The 18,835-nt window shown below is 38.7% G+C and carries 15 protein-coding genes; 2 read left to right on the forward strand and 13 right to left on the reverse strand.

Annotation, left to right across the window (positions count from 1 at the left end):
• Positions 1–74: 74 nt before the first annotated feature.
• The 9 genes from AC2JBO_RS31245 to AC2JBO_RS31285 form a co-directional block, all read right to left on the reverse strand.
• Positions 75–2,774 (reverse strand): DUF3131 domain-containing protein, encoded by a 2,700-nt coding sequence (locus AC2JBO_RS31245; RefSeq protein WP_496957522.1) that lies wholly within the window; start codon positions 2,772–2,774, stop codon positions 75–77.
• 101 nt (positions 2,775–2,875) lie between these two features.
• The gene (locus tag AC2JBO_RS31250) at positions 2,876–3,265 is read right to left on the reverse strand and encodes a four helix bundle protein (RefSeq protein ID WP_496957523.1); all 390 of its coding nucleotides are present in this window, start codon (positions 3,263–3,265) and stop codon (positions 2,876–2,878) included.
• A complete protein-coding gene (locus AC2JBO_RS31255) occupies positions 3,262–4,773 on the reverse strand; it encodes a DUF3131 domain-containing protein (protein WP_496957524.1) in 1,512 nt (503 codons plus the stop codon). The genes AC2JBO_RS31250 and AC2JBO_RS31255 overlap by 4 nt, the downstream gene beginning before the upstream one ends.
• A 215-nt stretch (positions 4,774–4,988) precedes the next feature.
• On the reverse strand, positions 4,989–5,159 hold the full coding sequence (locus AC2JBO_RS31260) for an ATP-binding protein (RefSeq protein WP_496957536.1): 171 nt from the start codon (positions 5,157–5,159) through the stop codon (positions 4,989–4,991).
• A gap of 16 nt (positions 5,160–5,175) precedes the next feature.
• Positions 5,176–5,358 (reverse strand): hypothetical protein, encoded by a 183-nt coding sequence (locus tag AC2JBO_RS31265; RefSeq protein ID WP_496957525.1) that lies wholly within the window; start codon positions 5,356–5,358, stop codon positions 5,176–5,178.
• A gap of 56 nt (positions 5,359–5,414) precedes the next feature.
• The gene (locus tag AC2JBO_RS31270) at positions 5,415–5,762 is read right to left on the reverse strand and encodes a hypothetical protein (protein WP_496957526.1); all 348 of its coding nucleotides are present in this window, start codon (positions 5,760–5,762) and stop codon (positions 5,415–5,417) included.
• 70 nt (positions 5,763–5,832) lie between these two features.
• Complete coding sequence (locus tag AC2JBO_RS31275; RefSeq protein WP_496957527.1) at positions 5,833–7,707, reverse strand: M48 family metalloprotease; 1,875 nt, start codon at positions 7,705–7,707, stop codon at positions 5,833–5,835.
• The gene (locus AC2JBO_RS31280) at positions 7,704–7,958 is read right to left on the reverse strand and encodes a hypothetical protein (protein WP_496957528.1); all 255 of its coding nucleotides are present in this window, start codon (positions 7,956–7,958) and stop codon (positions 7,704–7,706) included. Before AC2JBO_RS31280 ends, AC2JBO_RS31275 begins: the two co-directional genes overlap by 4 nt.
• Before the next feature lie 214 nt (positions 7,959–8,172).
• The gene (locus AC2JBO_RS31285; protein WP_496957529.1) at positions 8,173–9,024 is read right to left on the reverse strand and encodes a mechanosensitive ion channel family protein; all 852 of its coding nucleotides are present in this window, start codon (positions 9,022–9,024) and stop codon (positions 8,173–8,175) included.
• A 280-nt stretch (positions 9,025–9,304) separates the two neighbouring features.
• Here AC2JBO_RS31285 and AC2JBO_RS31290 point away from each other — a divergent pair, with 280 nt between their 5' ends.
• Positions 9,305–10,561, forward strand: a complete 1,257-nt coding sequence (locus AC2JBO_RS31290; RefSeq protein WP_496957530.1) for an L-lactate MFS transporter — start codon at positions 9,305–9,307, stop codon at positions 10,559–10,561.
• A 655-nt stretch (positions 10,562–11,216) separates the two neighbouring features.
• On the opposite strand, the gene purH is transcribed toward AC2JBO_RS31290, so the two are convergent.
• The 4 genes from purH to AC2JBO_RS31310 form a co-directional block, all read right to left on the reverse strand.
• Complete coding sequence (gene purH / locus AC2JBO_RS31295; protein ID WP_496957531.1) at positions 11,217–12,755, reverse strand: bifunctional phosphoribosylaminoimidazolecarboxamide formyltransferase/IMP cyclohydrolase; 1,539 nt, start codon at positions 12,753–12,755, stop codon at positions 11,217–11,219.
• Between the two features lie 114 nt (positions 12,756–12,869).
• Entirely contained in the window at positions 12,870–13,043 is a 174-nt protein-coding gene (locus tag AC2JBO_RS31300) for a hypothetical protein (protein WP_496957532.1), read from the reverse strand.
• 91 nt (positions 13,044–13,134) lie between these two features.
• On the reverse strand, positions 13,135–14,190 hold the full coding sequence (locus AC2JBO_RS31305) for a cation:proton antiporter family protein (protein WP_496957533.1): 1,056 nt from the start codon (positions 14,188–14,190) through the stop codon (positions 13,135–13,137).
• 338 nt (positions 14,191–14,528) lie between these two features.
• Complete coding sequence (locus AC2JBO_RS31310) at positions 14,529–16,955, reverse strand: NACHT domain-containing protein (RefSeq protein ID WP_496957534.1); 2,427 nt, start codon at positions 16,953–16,955, stop codon at positions 14,529–14,531.
• Positions 16,956–17,531: 576 nt separating this feature from the next.
• Between AC2JBO_RS31310 and AC2JBO_RS31315 the strand changes: the two genes are divergently transcribed.
• The coding region (locus tag AC2JBO_RS31315) for a WD40 domain-containing protein (protein WP_496957535.1) at positions 17,532–18,835 on the forward strand (1,304 nt) is incomplete at its 3' end.

Below are 18,835 nucleotides of genomic sequence, written 5' to 3' on the forward strand. Positions count from 1 at the left end.
ATTTTTCAAGATTTTTAGGGAACGAATCAGCCCTGCTTATTAAGGGGGGCTAGGGGGGATTAAGGTGGGTAAGTTTATTTCCTAATTGTCCCTATTTCTGACTGGGTATTGTCTTTACTTGAAACCCAGTAACTTCCAAAGGTATCGGAAACTAACTTGGCTTTTTGCTCGGCATTATAAGGTAAACCTCGACCCGAATCTTTCTTTTGTGCTGCTTGCCACCAAGGAGAGTTCATTGCAATAATAGGACGAATTAGTGGCTGTCTATTTGTGAGACTGTACAGTAAGGATTGCAAAATCATACTGTTGGTGCTGCTAGTAAAACCAATTGCTGTTTTACCGGTTTTTTCATAAAAGCCCTCGTAAAAACCTAGTGCTGGGTTATACACGTCTGTTGTTGCCCGTATTAATTCTTGAACGTATTTATCCTCTGGAAGTAGGGCATGATGAACAAATGCTACTGCGGTACTTACTAATCGTTCATTGGGCAAAAGTTTACCATCATCACCTAAAGCTACCCAAGGTGTACCCTGTCCAGTAATTGTACTGTGGACAATGTAAGGTTTGCGGTCAATTAAAGTGGTTGCTGAAGCAGTAAAAATACCCGTGCGTTTATAGCGTTCTGCTTGAGCTTGGAAAATTGGCAGCACTAACGCGCGCATCTTTGGCTCAAGACCAAATTCCAATCCATAAAGTAAAAAAGGATTGCTAACCGTATATTGATTGTATTGATTACGATGGCGCCCAATTGGCACTTTTAAACCTTCTACTACAGCAGTTTGATATTCACCCCCCACAGTAGAGCGTTCAACATCAAAACCCCATAATTGAAAAGCGCGCGCTGCATATTCCTCGTAACCCAGACGAGTTTCCGGGTTTATACGGCTAAGTAGGCGCCCCGAATTATCTTTTGTAACAACAGCACTCGAAAGAATACCATCCCGCACAACTCGCAAATAAGACCAATCTAAGACGACTTTATCAACTGCCTCAGTGTACTCTGGATAATTGCTCTTTAAATTATAAAGCGCTGCTAACATCCGTCCGATATCTAAAGATGACCAACCGTTTCCTTCAGGAACTGTATTACCCGCATAATCAATTGGTTGGAGTGTTCGCGTATCATAACCCCGACTTGGTAATTCATTCGCGTATAGTGGTAGTTTCTTGATGGCGCCTAAAAGATGGCGAGTGCGTTGGTCAAATTCCTTTGCAGAAATAATATCAAGCGAACGCGCGGCATTGAGTGCTGCCAAATAATCCCCCAACCCCCACAAAGTGGCGCCTTTAAAATCACTGCGGTCGTCGATTAATCCACTTTTTGAATGATAGTTTGCTTTAAAATAACCCCATGCTGCCTCTGCATAACGCCGTTCAATTATTGACAGTGGTCTAGCTAGCTTAATTTTAGATGTTGGTTCAGTATTACTAACTGGTGGTATGGGTGCCACACTTACCTCTGTAATTTTAGGAGTCGTGACACCACTGGCAGGATTTGCAGTTGATGCTGTATTTGATGTTGTATTTGATGTTGCAGTAGGAGACTGAGAACTAGAAGCAATTAAAGGACGATTTCCCCTAGCTTTGTAGTACAGAATCTCTAAAATTAGACCGTTTGTATTACCAGTTAAAGCTTTATTAGGTTGCTTTGTTTCCTCGTAAATACCAGCATAGTAACCACTATCATCAGGACTTTTAAGGTCTTTCACAGCATCAAAAAGTTTTTGAGCATAGGTATTATCTGGGAAAAGATAACGCCAACCAAAAGCTGCTTTTGTACTAACGCTGCGTAACTGTGGGTAAGGCTGGTTGTTGTCAGTGATAGTTGCCCATTTCTCACCGTTAGCGTAAATCGTGTTATAGAGAAAATAAGGTTCCCTATCAATATTGTCTTCTGTCACCGCAGTTAACTGACCTGTGCTATCGTGGCGCCGCTTTTGTACATCTAACACCCTCGCTGCATAATCAGCCAACTCACCTTTTAATCCAAACTCAATTCCATCTAAAATATAAGACTCGCTAACAACATAATTATTCGCGTTAGTACTTTTGAAGTCACGAGTATCAACCGGAATTTGCACACCATTAATTTCAACAAACTTAAACGGCTGAAAATCAAGAGCCTTGGGTACTTTATAACCCCAAAGTTCATATCCTCTAGCAGCATATTCCTCGTAACCAAGTCTTCCTTCTTGCACCAGTAACGTTTTGTTATCTGGTAGAACAGTGGCGCCGTAGAGTTGTTCATCTTTAACAGAGCTAGCGACTTGCCACTTTTTTACAATCCCCTCTAACCAATCTTTATATTGAGGATGACAAGTGCGAATCACATCAAATGAAGCTAGCATCCGACCAATATCTAAAGCCGACCAACCAATACCGCGCTCAATTGCTTTGTTTCCATAATCTACCATTTCTCCGGTAGCTGCGTTGTAGACTTTATTTGGTAAAGCACCATCAAATAATTTCAAGCTACCAAGACTAGTTAAAAACTTATTGAGTCGAGCATCAAAGTCAGCTTGGTCAGTTAAGTTCAGCGCGCGTGCGGCATGTAGCGCCATTAGGTAATTACCCATATCCCAGAGTGTGCCAGAAGGATAACCACCAGTTGAATTAGTAAATCCAGTTGCAGGTTGATAATTCTTGACAAAATACTGCCAAGCCGCACGAGCATAGTTCTGTTCTTCTGGTGTCAACGGAACTGTAATACTATTACAACCAGCACTCGGAGTTTGGGACAACACTGGCGTTGGGATGTAGAACCAAAATTGCATAAGTGTCCCAATAACAAACAATGCAAACCATCTCAACAGTCTTTTCTGAAAGCGTTTCTTAGTCATGATTTTAGGAACAATTCAGGAGTCAGGGTCAGGAGTTATGGGAAGTTGGAGTTGGGGTTAGGGTTGGGATTTAATAAAGAAGTACGATAAGCATCCAATAATTTACTAACTTGTTCGAGTAAAGACATTAATTCTGTACTGTCGCCGTAATTAAGGTCTTTCGCCAAAATTAGGTAATAGCGACACTCTTCTAAAGAACCTTGGGCAATATTCATAAACCGAGCTTTATCAGGTTTAGTTTTTTTCTTAAAGCCTTCAGCTATGTTTGCTGCTATCGAGATTGCTGCTCGCCTATATTGAGAAGTTAATCCATACGTCTCTTTTTTCGGAAAGTTCTCAGTAAAAAGGTATGTGGATAAAACAAATTGGTGTGCTTTTTGCCAAACAATCAAATCTTGAAAAGTTTTAGCTGCTGGTCTATTCATTTCCTAAACTCCTCTCTCCTGTCTCCTGACCCCTTCTCTCCTGTCTCCTGACCCCTTCTCTCCTGACCACTCACCCCAGCCCAAACAACAAGCGGTTGTCCAACTTTTTTGTAGAGTAAGCTTTGCAGAATGACACCATTATTATTGGCAGTCAAAGCTTTATTTGGCTCGCGTAAAGACTCGTAATAGCCGTTATACCAGCCTTTTTCAGATTTCAAATTCGTGTAGACAAAATCAGATAAAGCGCGCGTGTAATCGGTGTCATAAAGTACATGCCAGCCAATAGCTGCTTTGGCACTCAGAAAGCGTAAATTGTTGTACTTTTCTCCGGTGTCGGCGATGGTTGCCCAAGGTTGTCCGTTGACAAACAAGCTGCTATAGACAAAATAAGGAGCGCGGTCTAGATTATCTTCGGTGACAGCAGTTAATTGTTTTGTGGCTTGGTAGCGAGCTTCTTGAGCAGCTAAAATTCTGTCTGCATATGCTTTTGGTAATGCCTGGAATCCTGTTTCTATTCCATCAAGAATATAAGGTTCACTCAAAACGTAATTATTAGCACCAGAGTTCTTAGAGTCGCGCTTGTCATAAGGGACTCCGTGTCCGTAAAGATTGATAAATGCGGTGTTAGATTGATAATCCAAAGCTTGTTTTACATCTAAACCCCATAACTTCAGACCATATGCAGCATAATTTTCGTAGCCTAGGCGCCCTTCTTGGTTGTACTGTTCTTTGCCGTTAACAACGGCAGTACCATACATTTGCCCCTTTTTAGTTAAACGCTCTACTTGCCAGTGCCTCCATACGGCTCTGGCACGCGCTCGCATTTGTGGATATTTTGTCTCAACAATCTTTAACCAGATTGCCATACGTCCCAAATCTAGCGCTGACCAACCAATTTCTTCTCGTTTGTCTAATTGACCGTAATTAACAGGGGTAAGAGTTTTACTGTTGTAGACTTTATTGGGCAATTCATCTTTGTATAAAGGCATCGAAGCTAAAGTCTTCAACATTCTGGTCATTTTTTTATCAAATTCTGTCGCTGTGATGATATCCAGTTCTTTTGCACTGACTAAAGCAGCAATAGCAGCAGCTTGATCCCACATTGTTACAGAAGTAAAGCCATCAACAGAATTAACCAAACCTGTTTCATCATTCCAGTTACGCTGAAAATATGACCAAGCTTGACGCGCAATCAATGCTTCATCGTTTGTGAGTGTTCCAACTCCAGGGGCAATATAAGGAGTTGCAGTTGCAACACTAGTACTAATTGGTGTTCCTTGCAAGCTCACAGATTGAGCATCCAGTTTTGCGACTACTGACCCTTGGTTTTCACTATTTTTCTCAAGGGAAGTTGTTGTGGTTGATGATGACGGTTTTTGTGCAGAAGTCAAAGAAAGTTGCTTAGACCACGAGTTAAGAAGCACAATTGTAACAATTGCGGTTACAACTCCTCCCACTGAAGCCAGTATAGACAAGCTTTTTGGTGGTGGCTCAAAGTCAGAATTCATAGTTAGTTATTTAAAGCTTCATTTACAAACTTTATTTTTCCCAGCTTGTCGAGCTAACTAACAGTTGTTGTAAAAACTAGAAAAAATATTTACTTTTTTGATGACGCAAAATATTATTTATATAGCATAAATACTGACAGTATAATTACTAACAACTTTCATGGGTGTTAGGATATACGACATTAAATATGCTTCGTTTCAATATGTTAGCCTACCTACAAGGGGATAGATATTATAAAATATGTTCCTTCACCTATTGCCGACTCCACCTTGATATTTCCTCCATGCTTTTCTATTATTATCTGACGAACTATTGTTAATCCTAATCCTGTACCCTTACCTACAGATTTGGTTGTAAACAAATGGTCAAATATCTTCGCTTTAATTTCCTCTTAAGTATTTTTATGATAAAGCTGAATATTCTACTGCTGCTGATAGATTATCGAATAAATATGCTAGCGTAAACTTATTAAAGTACACTAAACATATCGCCGTTACATCGTTTGTCTCATGATGAAGCGGCAACATAACCTGTTCATCATATGCTGCACCAATTAAACTATAAACATCTTGACTTTGGCTCATCAAATTTAATACTGTTTGTTGCCAAATTTGTATATAGCCAAGACAGGTTTTCTGTTTTAAATTTGTAAGCGTTTCGCAATATCAAAAAAATCTTGTAAAGACGTTATCTTTGTTTCAGAGTTCCAGACATTAAGTGCAACTCCTCCAAAATCCTCCATTACCAGTGCATAGCTATTTTGGTATGGTTCCAAGCTATAAGTTTTAATTATAGCTGGCAGTTGGAGATTTTTTGCGATTGTATACTGGTTGCGAAATTGAACTAACTCGTTGAAACTGGGATACTCGTGTCGCAGAAGTTTGATTACAACTGGTTGAGAATCTAATTGTCTTATACCCCGATACACTAATGTTTGATTACCTGAGTATATTTGCTCAATCAATTCGTATCCAGTCAGCGTAACCATATCTACCCCTGCTTGGTTTAATATTCGAGTATATAAATATGATTCCCAACTCCAAGCACAAAATAACAAATTATTTTTGAAAAACTATACAAGCATCCCGAACGCGCGTGATAGCACGGTGTAATTTCATGTTGGTTTGGTTAAATATAATTACATACACTTGACTAGATAAGTTCAATTCGGCTTTAATTTGTTCCACCAATTCTGCATCAGGTTGGTAGTTGGCGCCTTTTCCTCTAACGAAGCGACGAATGATACCAAGCACGTATAAAGGTTTATCTGGAAATATTTTTATTTTCTTTCTCACTAAGTACGCTTTACCCACAGATAAATAACTCGATAGTTGTTCTGCTATTTGCTGTACTTCAATAAATGGTAAGTCGTGAGCAACAAATTTATCGGTGTGGTTGATGTCTTGACGCTCTAGCTGAAATAGTTTAAACGATTTTTGATACTGTTTCAGAAGCAGTAAGTATTTATTCGCTTCTTCAGGTTGTGAACAGCGCATGTAAAAACCATACAGTATTTCGCAGCTAGGTATTACTAACTCGGAGTCAAGGTCAATTGCTTTCTTTAGATAGTCAATACCTCTACCATCGTACTTTAATAGTAAAATTTTCCCCAATTCATAATTAGCTTTTGCGTGGTTTGGTTCTTTTACTAGTAACGATTCATACAAGGGTATCGCAGCTTCCTTTTGGTAAAACTTACCCGTTAATATCGTGCGTTTCCATGCTTGTTCTGGAGTTAAACAATATCTATACACTCTTGCTTCCAATCTCGTCAAGTTCTGCTTTTCGTACATTAATCGAGAGTGCATTTTTTGCCAATGTGTGCCAAACTCTCGCTTCCACTGCTCATCTAGATACGCTGCAAAACTAAATAAGGTGTCACCAAAAAAATATTCTGCCGCAGTTTCTTCAATCTTATCTGGTAGTTGATTTGTATCAACGAAATATCCCATTGCTTGCAGACGTTCTGATAAAGAAGGGTGAGTATCATCGTTATTAGTTGTTTGAGCTAGAGCTAACCCCAACCATTTGACAACATCATGAGTTTCGATGTCTGTCCTTAAGGCTTGCAATTGTTTGCTGATGATACCATCCGGCGCCGACTCTGAATGTATAGCTTTTTCATAAATCTGTTTCCAGAAGACATTACTTAAAAATGAACTATATATATAGATATTTACTAGCTCAATAGCAGAAGTTTCCAAACCACATATTTCAACCGAACATCTATCAGCTTCGTATTCACTCGCTCGCGCGAGTGCGAAAGAGTAAGCGTTAAAATAAGGTTCGTACCATTTAAAAAAGTACCTAAATATAAACGAATCACCCGACGAAGCTAATTGATACCAGGTTCGTCGAACTCGATAAATCCATCCCGCAAAACGACTATGGTTTCCTGATAAATGTCCCAGTTCATGAGCTATTGTCGAGCGAAACTGTTCAACCGTCACTGATTGTAGCAACGGCAACCCTAATAATAAGTAATTTCGCTGCCAACCAAGAAAACCGAAACGCGGTATCTGAACTACACCCGCGTTATGTTCGTAGTTCAATAATATATGATGAATTCGAGGCGCCTTGAGTAGTTCTCTAATATCATCAACAATCGCGAATATTTCTGGTACTTGCTGACGATATAATTCCAATCCTTTCGGCGAGTCAAATTTGACCCAGAATAACCGAATAATTCCAATACCAAGTATAAAAATTAAATAATCAATTCGTTCAACTACGTAATTAGATTGTGTTGACACAACCAAACTTCTTACACCCCAAATTCCATAACACAGCAAGAAAAATACTAGTGTAATATAAGCATAACCCAGTAAAGCCAGCAAAAACACCCGCAACCTATAGTAAGAAGGGTTTTTTCTCGCATACTTCTCAATTTTCTGAACTATAACGTCAAACTTCTCTTGCTGTTGAATATTCATCTTCTTTGTAAATCATATAGCACTTTTTCCAAGTACCAACGTTCTGGTTTACCTGGATTTTTCCTTCTCGCTAGTGCAATCAATCTTTCCGCTGTATCTGGTGATACAATCTTCAATAGTTTTTGTCGTAGCGGCACACATCCGATATCAGCACGCCAAAGCTGATACCAAGTATTAATCTGGTAACGGTATGTATATATAATTATTCCCCAGCCCAGAAGAATTATCAATCCAACTGACCAAGTAAGCATTTTCAGCACCCGATAAGACTTTCATAAAATTGTGTAATATTCGTCTACTAAGCAATTAACCATGCTCATAGATATAATGATTCACTATTATTGATTCAAAATTATCAAGTATACGTATGTAATTTGGGTTTGAATATGAAGAGTATAAAAAGAATCCTGGTTTTTTCTAGTAAACCAGGATTCTCTTGACAATTAACATTGTATAGGCGATTAATTATGACACTGGTAATACAGCATTGCTGTTAGATTTTGTGCCATTTGATATCGCTTGTAATCGAAATTGTTCTTCTGGTATTGGATACTCAGCTTGAGTAAATGTTTCGCGAATCGCTTTATTGGTGTCGAAGTATACTTGCCAATAATGGTCATTATTGCAATAAGGACGTACTACTAGTACAGGGCCAGCTAGCTCGAACTTGAGAATTTCGATCTCAGGTTCAGGTTGACTGATAACGTTAGGTATTTGGCTAACGCGCGCTTTTAGGAGCCTGATAGCTTCGTTATGGTCTACGCTATGGTGGAGTTGGGCAACTAAGTCAACACGTCGATAAGGGTTGACGGAGAAGTTTTGGATGTTATCGGAGAAAATTTTGTTATTGCCGACAATCGTCATTATATTGTCTAGAGTGTTGATACTTGTTGCAAATAGTCCGATTTCGTGAACAGTACCTGTTACACCACCTGCACAAATAAAGTCACCGACCTTGAATGGACGAAAGATAATTAGGAATGCACCAGCAGCAAAGTTTGCTAATAGTCCACCCCAAGCGGCGCCAATTGCTACACCTGCTGCTGCGAGTAATGCGGCAAAAGATGTTGTCTCAATTCCGAAGAAACCGAGTAGAGCGACAACTAATATAATCCGTAATGTAACTGAGATTATATTAACTAGGTAACTAATAAGGGTTGGGTCTACATGTTGACTACGGAAGACTTTACGCAAAAGTCTTGAGGAAAAATCGATCAGCTTTTGACCGACAATCCATAATGCAATGGCACCTAATATCTTGAGTCCAAACGCTGTTAGCAGTGAAGCTGCTACTTGACCAATTTGATTGATACCCATAGATACGAATCTAATATGATGTCTTTATAAGACAATACATATAATTGGTACATTCACGCAAAATTACTTATATTTTTTTAATTATAGAAATATAAAAAAAATATAAAAAAAATATAAGAAATTAGGAAATAATATTAAACAAAAATTAAAATAAACGAATCGCATTTGTGCAGCAGAATACGAGCTTACAGACGCAAGTCTGACTAAATTTTGTGTGATGAAGTACTAGTACCTAGCTAATAAAGATGCCATACTTCAAAGAAAGTAATTGTACGTAAGCATGGAAGTAAAACTTTTTGGTCTACCTGCTGAAAAGGGTAGATGGTTGCTAATTCCCCTTGGTTTAACAGTCCTACTATGTCTAGGTACGGTGTACTCGTGGAGTATTTTTAGAAAACCTCTTGAAAAATTACTTAAAATCGGCGCCACCGAAAGCTTATTGCCTTTTACTGTGTTATTGGTGGTGTTTGCGATATTAATGCCGATTACAGGATTTTACATCAACCGCTTTGGCGCGCGCAACCTGACCGCAGTTGGAGGAGTAATCGCCGGTTTAGGCTACATTCTCTCAGGTATTGAAGGTAATATCACAACATTAACCTTTACTTACGGTGTGATTGCAGGCGTAGGAGTTGGGATTGTATATGGAGTACCATTAGCGGTAGTAGCTAAATGGTTTCCCGATAAAAAAGGTCTTGCCGTTGGGTCAACTGTAATTGGGTTTGGTTTATCTCCATTAATTACAGCACCTATAGCCAAATCACTCATAGACTCCTATGGAGTTAGACAAACCTTTTTCATCCTGGGTATTGCTTTCACAGCAATTATTCTTGCCATCTCAACACTTTTACAAACACCTCCCGCAGGATGGAAACCACTTGGTTGGAACTCCACTGCAAAAACTAACTTAACCAGTACATTAGAACGAGTAACTATGTTATCTACAGGTTCATTTTACGGGTTATGGTTATGCTATGCGATTGGTTCTTTTGCTGGACTTGCTGCTATTGGTATTTCCAGTCCACTTGCACAGGAAATTGTCAAGCTTGATCCAGCTACTGCTGCTGGTTTAGTATCGCTGTTCGCAATATTTAACGGCGCCGGACGACCGTTCTTTGGTTGGTTCACCGACCGCTTTACAGCTAAATATGGAGCAGTTTTAGCGTTTGTGCTGATTTTGATTGCTTCGATTATGATGTTAAAAGTTGGTGCCGGTGATGCATTAACCTACAAACTCGCGTTTGCACTGTTTTATTTCTCGTTAGGAGGATGGCTTGCAATTGCTCCAACCTCTACACTAACTCTGTTTAATCCTGAAAACTACGCCAAAAACTACGGTATCGTCTTTACTGCGTATGGTATTGGCGCCCTAGGAGGTACTTTACTAGCAGGTCAAATTCGAGATATTTTTGGTAGTTATACAAACTTCTTCTATCCAACAGCAGGTCTAGCAATTTTAGGAATCGTGCTTGCTTTATTCACCCTCAAGCGCAGCCCAGTTGTTGCAGCACAACCACAAGCAGAACGTATTGGATAGCTCGTAGTAAGCAATTCATTGCTTATCTTAAAAAGCAAAAAGCGCCTGGACGTGTGACCGTGTTTCCACTCCAAGCGCTTTCTGTTTTCAACTTACTCCTCACACACTCCTATACAATATCCTTTACTGTTTCAAATGGCAAGTGTTTTGCAAGACTTTTTGAAAACTTTATAAAAACCCCATAAAAACATCGAACTTTAAGACTTTTTTCAGAATTTTCGTTTTGAAGTATTAAATATCTTAGGCAAAAACTTTTAACTTAATCTTTTTTGTAAACTTTTGTAATAAATGTATAGACAGCAAAAAACGCCTGGACGTGTGACCGTGTTTCCACTCCAAGCGCTTTTTGTTCTCAACTTACTCCTCACACACATCTATATAATAGTATTGTTTGTGGAAAAAACAAGTAATGTAGGTGACACTTTTCAATCTGCACACTAGAAAAAATAAAAAACAAAAAGCGCCTGGACGTGTGACCGTGTTTCCACTCCAGACGCTTTATGTACTTTCAACTTACTCCTCACACACAAATATAGAATACTCCAGTTTTTGAAAAAGAGCAAGTATTTCACGTAACAGTTTTGTAGGGTGCGTGACGCTACCAAAATTTTGAAACGAAGAGCAAGTCTAATAGCGTCACGCACCTGACTTACAGTTAGTGCATAAAATGCCTAATTCCCGTAAACACCATAATTAAACCTAATTCATTAGCCGCTTTGATCGAATCTTCATCGCGTAAACTACCACCAGGTTGAACAATAGCTTTAATACCTTTTTCTGCTGCAGTACGAACCGAGTCATCAAAAGGAAAAAACGCATCGCTAGCAAGGAAAGCATTTTTGGCGCCTTCTTCAGCTTGTTCGAGGGCAATTTTTACAGAACCAACGCGGTTCATTTGTCCGGCGCCGATACCAAGGGTAGTATAGTCGCGCGCGACAACGATGGCATTTGATTTAACGTGTTTACAAACTTTCCAAGCAAACAATAATTCTGCAAGTTCATCGTCATCGGGTTTTTTATCGGTGACAACCTTCCATTCACTCGTGTCAATTGTAATATCATCGGCACCTTGAACGAGAAAACCACCTGCAACAACTTTAACAGTTTGCTTCGCACCGCTTACCAAGTCAGGTAGTATTAATACCCTAACATTTGCTTTTTTTGCTAATATCTCTTGTGCATCAGCGTCGCATCCTGGTGCAACTACACATTCAAGAAATATCTTTGTTAACTCAGTAGCAGTTGCCGCATCAATTGGTTGATTAAGTGCTACAATTCCACCGAATGCGGATACAGCGTCAGCGTTGTAAGCTTTTGTATAAGCTTCATGAATTGTATTTCCAATAGCTGTACCACAAGGATTTGTATGTTTGATAATGGTGGCAGCAGGTTTATCGGTAAATTCTGCAATGATTTTACGCGCGGCTTCTAAGTCAACTAAATTATTGTAGCTAAGTTCCTTACCTTGAAGTTTGTTCGCGGCGGCCCATCCAGTCGCGGTACTTCCAGTTTGATACCAAGAAGCTTGTTGATGTGGGTTTTCTCCATACCGTAAAGCTTGAATTTGTTTGCCTGAAATGCTGAACTGTTGTGGTAGTGTCTCTGTTGGCGTCAAACTAGCAAGATACTCTGATATCGCTTGGTCGTAACTTGAAGTGTGTAAAAAACCTTTTAAAGCGCACTTTTGGCGAAACTCAAAGGATGGGGCGCCGTTTTGTCTGAGTTCTTGTAAATACTCATCATATTGAGCGGGGTCACATAATACAGTTAAATGGGCAAAGTTTTTTGATGCTGCTCGTAACATTGCAGGCCCACCAATATCTATTTGCTCTACAGCGGTAGCTAAACTTACATCTGGTTTTGCAATCGTTTCTTCAAAAGGGTAAAGATTTACTACAACTAAATCAATAGCACGAATTTGATTTTCTTCCAAATCTGTCACATCTTGGGGAACGTCACGACGCGCTAATATTCCACCGTGGATGCGTGGGTGCAGCGTTTTAACTCGTCCACCCAATATTTCTGGTGAGCCTGTATAATCAGCAACTTTCGTAACTGGTAAACCTGCGTCCTTTAAAGCCTTAGCGGTTCCCCCACTGCTTACAATATCAAAGCCAAATTCTTCTACTAGACTTTTTGCTAGGTCAATTAATCCTGTTTTATTAGATACACTCAGCAGTGCTAGAGGCGCCATAGTTCCCAAGCTTCCTTATAGTCAAATTCAATGAGCGAGCAAAAAACTATTTTACAGACTATTGGTTATAAAATTCCTTGTAGCATAGGCATCCTGCCTGTGCGAGAATTAAAATTATAGCTTTTTAGGCTGAGATTTGGCGCCGTTAACAACTATTTGTTCAGTATTATTGCTCTCACTGGCAGCTTTCGTGCTTTGGCAACAATTATCATCATCCCAATCGTCACCATGATTATGATTACGGTTGCAAATCTTAACATTTCCTTTAGCTGTGTTGTCATTGGACATGGCTAAATTTTACCTATTGTTATAGATGCACATGTTAAGTATATACCCTGATGGCAATAATCGGCAATGAGCGGCAATGAGCGGCAATAGATTACCCGTTCACCTTAGAAAGCTTACGGTCTAAGAAATAATTGGTAGTAAAGTAAAAGAGTGCAACAAAGATAATTGCGGGTAATGTCACCGACAATAAATCTCCTGTCCTATCAAACCCTGAGACTTCTATTGCCACAGTCAGTAAAATAGCTGTCATTCCGTTTTGATGACCAAACATTATTTTCAGCTTGTCTGTTACCGAGTCTTTTAAAAAGAGTACAGCAACTAGTACTTGAGCGATAAAAAACATTGAAAATGCTAGTATTCCACCTGATAGCCAATTTAAGCTGATGTTGGTGCATAATAAGCCAATCACCACTACGCTAAAGTAAAAAATTGCAGAAATTACTGGTTCTAATTTTTCTGGAGAAAATGGTCTAAGGAAAAACCCGACGAATGCAGGTAATAAAAATGACCCATTAATTAAACTATAAATCATTACCGCGACTAGACAAGTAGCTTCAATCGTTATTTTTACGCTATCTCGCAATAAATTTATCCGTCTGTTACTTTGGTATAATCTGTGTAAGTAATAAGCTAATGCACAACTCAGAATATCAATGCCGATTTTGAGCAAATATTGGCTAAGATTAGAATCTTGGAAAACGATTAGAGGTAGGAATATATAAAAGGCAAACAGTACTGTAACTGGGTCATCGAAACTAGACCACGCGCGTAAAATTGTTTCAGATTTTCTGCTGACCTTGCCTGTTTGTAGTGATTTTGATGCGGCAATTGGGTCTATTTGAGCAATTACTGTAGCACATAGGTATGCTATGGGCGCCAGTGAGGGAGAAAATATAGCTAAAAGAAATCCTGGTAAAAGTATTTTAACAGGAACTCCAACGCATATAACAGTAATAACAGAACCGAGACACCTTTTAAGTAAACTTGTGTCGATACTTAGAACGTTGATATAAAGTCCGATGATGATAGCAATGTTCATTAATGTAGGCAGGTAAGGAACACGCGTGGCATCTATGTTCAACCAAGTTCCTAACCAATAGGATGTAAATCCCAAGATAGCCGAAATAATGCTTAATCTTATGAGCATTATCGATACACCAATTGTAACAATTTCGATTCTACCATGATTTTTTTTAATATTATCAAGTTTTGATCCCCCAACCCCCCGCGTGGAAGGGGGCTTTAAATTATATTTATTTTTTGTAATAAAAAGTTTCAATGTTGTTCTTTTGTTGAAATAAAACTTCCACTCTTGTTCCCCCCTTCCACGCCTACGGTATACACACATCTTTAAATAAACCGCCTTTTTCCTTCTTTGTGCCCTTTGTGTCTTCGTGGTTTATCTCTTTATGGAACCACAAAGGCACAAAGAACACAAAGAAAGATAAGAAAAAGAGACTTGTGGGGGGTTAGGGGGGATCAAATTCACACATCCAACAGTGACGCAGGAATTTTATCTGTAGGTAACAGCAAATTATCTACAATTTGTTCGCGTAATTCCTTAGAACAATAGTTCTCTCCAGAAACACACTCTAATAACAGATAATTGGCATAGATATAATCATGCAAAAGCTTCACATCTTCGGGTTCAAGGTCAACTTTATAACCAACATCAAGAGACTTCATCATTAATTGTCGTAACTCTTCTGCCCATTTTTCCCAATCTGAAGTAGACGCTCGACTCGAAGGATAGCGCTTTTCTAAATCAACCAAAGCATCTGTCAAAAGAGTGTAATTAAGTTCGCGTGCTTTTTCGATTGCATCATCCAACTTTTCGATAATATCAACCTCGATGTTGTCACTAATTTTAAGCCTTTTTGCTGTAAATTCACTCGATTTATATAGACTTGTATATGAGTCACGAGTTGCATCATTGGACATGTCCACAGCTAGTGCATGAATAGCTGCTAGTCGGGAAATAAGTAAACCCCTAGTTTGTCGAGAAATCAATTGATTGCGTATGATGTTAAACTCTCTAATATCGGTTGCAAATTTAGCAAAAATTTCACGTTCGATTTCGATATCCCGACTAATATATAAGTCTACATCCAAATCAATCGCTAGATAATAAGCTCTCCATCCGCTCGACCCAATACCTGATGCAGTTGTCATTCTATCTAACCAACTCAACATATCTTGCAAAGCTGGACTATTTTTGACGATATCATTTACGCATCGAAACATCAGCTTGAGAAATTCATCAGCATTGCTCAAGCGTTCTGTAATTAGAATAAATACTTCTCGCCATTGTTTTGCTGTTAAATTTTGTTCAACAAAGTTCTTTAAAAACTCGCGTTCACGGTTTTCAACCACGTATTCAGCGGCAAAATATTCCTGAAACGTTAAGTGGGAAAACGAATATATATTTTTAGCTTGCTGAATAAGTAATCCATAATTAGATTCAATCAGCTTTAAAACTTGCTGTGTATCGAAATCAGTACTAATATTTTGCATGAACTGAGATATTTGTTCTTGCAATTCCCACTGATGCCATAAAACTTTGGGGGGTTTATTGTTCAACCCTTGATAAGCAATCTGGCTAAACATGTTAATTTTACGTTGCCGAGATATATTTAAGTCAGATCTACGCTCAATTCTACGACTTGCATCCCATTTTCTTAATAATGAATCTACAGCATCATCGTAAATTGCATATCTATTTGTAGAAAAATCATAAGTGCCTTCAAAAGTCAAGCACAAAATTGTCAGCAATAATGGGTTTGTTGCTAACTCTTTAACTCTTTCATTTTCTTCAAGCTTATTTAAAAACACCTCACAAATATCTTCTTCACCTCTTTCTGTAAACCAATTGCGAGCAAACGCTTCTATTTCCGCGCGCTCAAAATCAGCTATCTCGACTTCGGTAAAGTCATTAAAAACATAATCCGAAGCAGCTGTACGGCAAGTGATGATAAAACGATTATTCGGAAATGTAGTAACTAATTTGTCAATATCTCGATAGATATTATAATTGTGAGTCGTGTAATTATCTTTGTTGTTACTATCGGCTTTAACTTCATCCAAACCATCGAGTAAAATTAAGCATTTACCATCTTCTAAAAGTTGATGAACTTTTGATTCAGAATTTGTTAAACGTTCAGTAAATTCTTTAATAACTAGGTTTGTTAAGCTTTCTTGCTCATCATAAACATCACGCAAGCTAATAAAGACTGGTACGAAGTTATCGGTGGATTCTTCCTTCGAGAAATTCATCGCTAGATATTTCAGAAATGTAGTCTTACCCGCACCAGGTTTACCAAGAACCATCAGCTTTCTATAACGCATAACTGCTTCTAGCGCAGGAACATGCGTTTCGTTTTCTGAAAATGGTAACCTTTTATAACTTTGATTATCTTCAGGAAGTGAGTCGAAACTATCAAGTAGTAAGTTTATAGTTTGTTGTCGGCGCCCTTGAATATTCTTTAAAATTTGAAACTTGACGTAAATATTATTTATCGATACTGGCTCGTTCATGTCCAATATTCTCATTGTGCCGCATTTTCGTTCTAAATGCTTCCAATAAGGAGCAAGCCAATTTGTTGTTTCAGGTTGAGTTAGTTTTCTTACAGCTTCTTGATAACTAGTTTGCTCTAACAATACCCAGCACAAATAGTTGAGGTTTTTTTCGTGAGTTTTTGGCGGTACATTTGCATTAAAAAAAGCTCGAATGGTTCTATCAGCGATTAAATTATCGCCAGAACCTTCTAATTCGTCTTTAAAAGCATTATTTAATCTATATATTAAAGAACTAGGCGAACTGCCAAATTTTTCTGAGTACGCCTGTTTTAACAGCTGAAATATCTCCGGATGAACTGGAATAGCTGCCATCTCTCTCTCCTGTGTCTTTTGCATAATTCTTAATCCAATATAAATGTACTTAAGATTTCAAGCGATATAAAGCAATACAAAGCGCTATAATTTTATGAAATTCAGATGATATTCAGACGCAATTCAGTCTGAGGTTGTATGTAGTAAACATTTGTTTAAACATTAATTAAAAACTTCATAAATGTTAATTTTTATCAAGTCATATTTTATCTACCCATTGGTTAATATATTTTCAGGATGGTTATAGATTCTTAAATCTTCACTCTAATCTCATATTGTAGTCAAAAATAACCACAAAATGGTATATTGCCGCATATTGCCGCTCTCTGCCGAATAATTTAGTCGATAATTTAGCCGATAATTTATAAATTGATTTTTATCTATTGCTTAGATAATTCAATCAGCTAAATAAATTGCTATATTAAAAACATACACAAATTCATATTTCTCGCATCTCCCTCGTTAATACATAGGCAAGGATGCCTGTGCCACAATGCAAACTATCAAAATTAAAGTATGAAATTTATCTAAGTATAATTCAGTAATGGGTGCATAACAATATGAAGTAAAGAAGTATATATATTAAAGTTACCCCTAAAAATGATGAACCAGGACAACACGCGCGCGACTCCAGCCGGTTGGGAATTGGAACGCACGCTTTCAGGGCATAATGGATTAATAAGTCGAGTTGAGTGGGCGCCAAACGGTACTCTGTTGTCATCACCGTCGTTTGACCGTACTATCAAGCTTTGGAATTCAAACACTGGTGAGTGCATCCACACGTTAAAAGGTCATGAGGGACGAGTGTGGGCAGTAGCTTGGTCACCAGACAGTAAATCTATCGCTTCTGGCTCAACCGATAATACTGTAAGGGTATGGAATACTAATACTGGAGAACAAACAAATAAATTTGATACACATGGTGGTAGCTGTTTAAATATGGCGTGGTCTCCAGATGGTGAGCTAATTGCTGCTGGTGGAATAGGGGACAATTGGTACATCTTAATTGGGCACGTTAAAACGCAAAAAAGCCAAATTTTGGAAGGACACACCGGACAGGTAAACAGCGTCGCCTGGTCGCCAGATGGGAAAATATTGGCATCGGTTTCCCATGACACTACAATTCGTTTATGGGGCAGAGAAACTTTAGAACTTAAAAAAATCCTGACAGGACATTCGGCGGATATTTACAGCGTTAACTGGGCGCCGGATGGAAAAATGCTTGCGACAGGTTCACTCGACAATACAATTCGTCTATGGAACCCACGAACCGGGCAAACAATATTTGTACTAGAAGGACACACAGCATCTGTTAACTGCGTTGAATTTTCCCATGATGGCAATTTTTTAGCCTCCAAATCCTCTGATGGTACAGTGCGTTTATGGCGATGCGACACATGGGAAACAGTGACAATATTGTCGGAAGAGACTTTTAAATCTTTACCCTTTGGACTCGCTTTTCATCCAAGTAAACTAATGTTGGCAACTTTGGGAGAAGCTGATATTTCCATTCGTGTTTGGAAACTTGATGAGAAAACTTTACTCGAACAGTCTCCAACCAACCCCTCTGACTTATATAGAAACGCGAAGGTGGTGCTGGTTGGGGAAAGCGGTGTTGGTAAGTCAGGTTTGAGTTTAGTATTGACAAATAAGCAGTTTCGTCCTACCGAATCTACTCATGGTCGCTATGTTTGGACTTTTGATAAAAAAGAACTGGTAGTTAACGACAACCGTAAAGAGCAGCGAGAAATATTATTATGGGACTTAGCGGGACAACCTGGTTATCGGCTCATTCATCAACTATACCTTAACGAATTAGCTGTAGCGCTTATTGTATGTGATGCTCGCAGTGAAACAGACCCGTTCGCTGGAGTATATTATTGGAACCGCGCGCTGCGACAAGC

The organism is Calothrix sp. CBUCES-K 9914, from assembly GCF_059640475.1.

Excerpts from the sequence above, each read along its gene's own strand:
- AC2JBO_RS31285 (WP_496957529.1), bottom strand. The coding sequence starts at position 9,024 with ATGGGTATCAATCAAATTGGTCAAGTAGCAGCTTCACTGCTAACAGCG.
- AC2JBO_RS31265 (WP_496957525.1), bottom strand. The coding sequence starts at position 5,358 with ATGAGCCAAAGTCAAGATGTTTATAGTTTAATTGGTGCAGCATATGAT.
- AC2JBO_RS31255 (WP_496957524.1), bottom strand. The coding sequence starts at position 4,773 with ATGAATTCTGACTTTGAGCCACCACCAAAAAGCTTGTCTATACTGGCT.
- AC2JBO_RS31245 (WP_496957522.1), bottom strand. The coding sequence starts at position 2,774 with ATGCAATTTTGGTTCTACATCCCAACGCCAGTGTTGTCCCAAACTCCG.
- AC2JBO_RS31300 (WP_496957532.1), bottom strand. The coding sequence starts at position 13,043 with ATGTCCAATGACAACACAGCTAAAGGAAATGTTAAGATTTGCAACCGT.
- AC2JBO_RS31290 (WP_496957530.1), top strand. The coding sequence starts at position 9,305 with ATGGAAGTAAAACTTTTTGGTCTACCTGCTGAAAAGGGTAGATGGTTG.
- purH (WP_496957531.1), bottom strand. The coding sequence starts at position 12,755 with ATGGCGCCTCTAGCACTGCTGAGTGTATCTAATAAAACAGGATTAATT.
- AC2JBO_RS31280 (WP_496957528.1), bottom strand. The coding sequence starts at position 7,958 with ATGCTTACTTGGTCAGTTGGATTGATAATTCTTCTGGGCTGGGGAATA.
- AC2JBO_RS31275 (WP_496957527.1), bottom strand. The coding sequence starts at position 7,707 with ATGAATATTCAACAGCAAGAGAAGTTTGACGTTATAGTTCAGAAAATT.
- AC2JBO_RS31250 (WP_496957523.1), bottom strand. The coding sequence starts at position 3,265 with ATGAATAGACCAGCAGCTAAAACTTTTCAAGATTTGATTGTTTGGCAA.
- AC2JBO_RS31270 (WP_496957526.1), bottom strand. The coding sequence starts at position 5,762 with ATGGTTACGCTGACTGGATACGAATTGATTGAGCAAATATACTCAGGT.
- AC2JBO_RS31305 (WP_496957533.1), bottom strand. The coding sequence starts at position 14,190 with ATGCTCATAAGATTAAGCATTATTTCGGCTATCTTGGGATTTACATCC.
- AC2JBO_RS31310 (WP_496957534.1), bottom strand. The coding sequence starts at position 16,955 with ATGCAAAAGACACAGGAGAGAGAGATGGCAGCTATTCCAGTTCATCCG.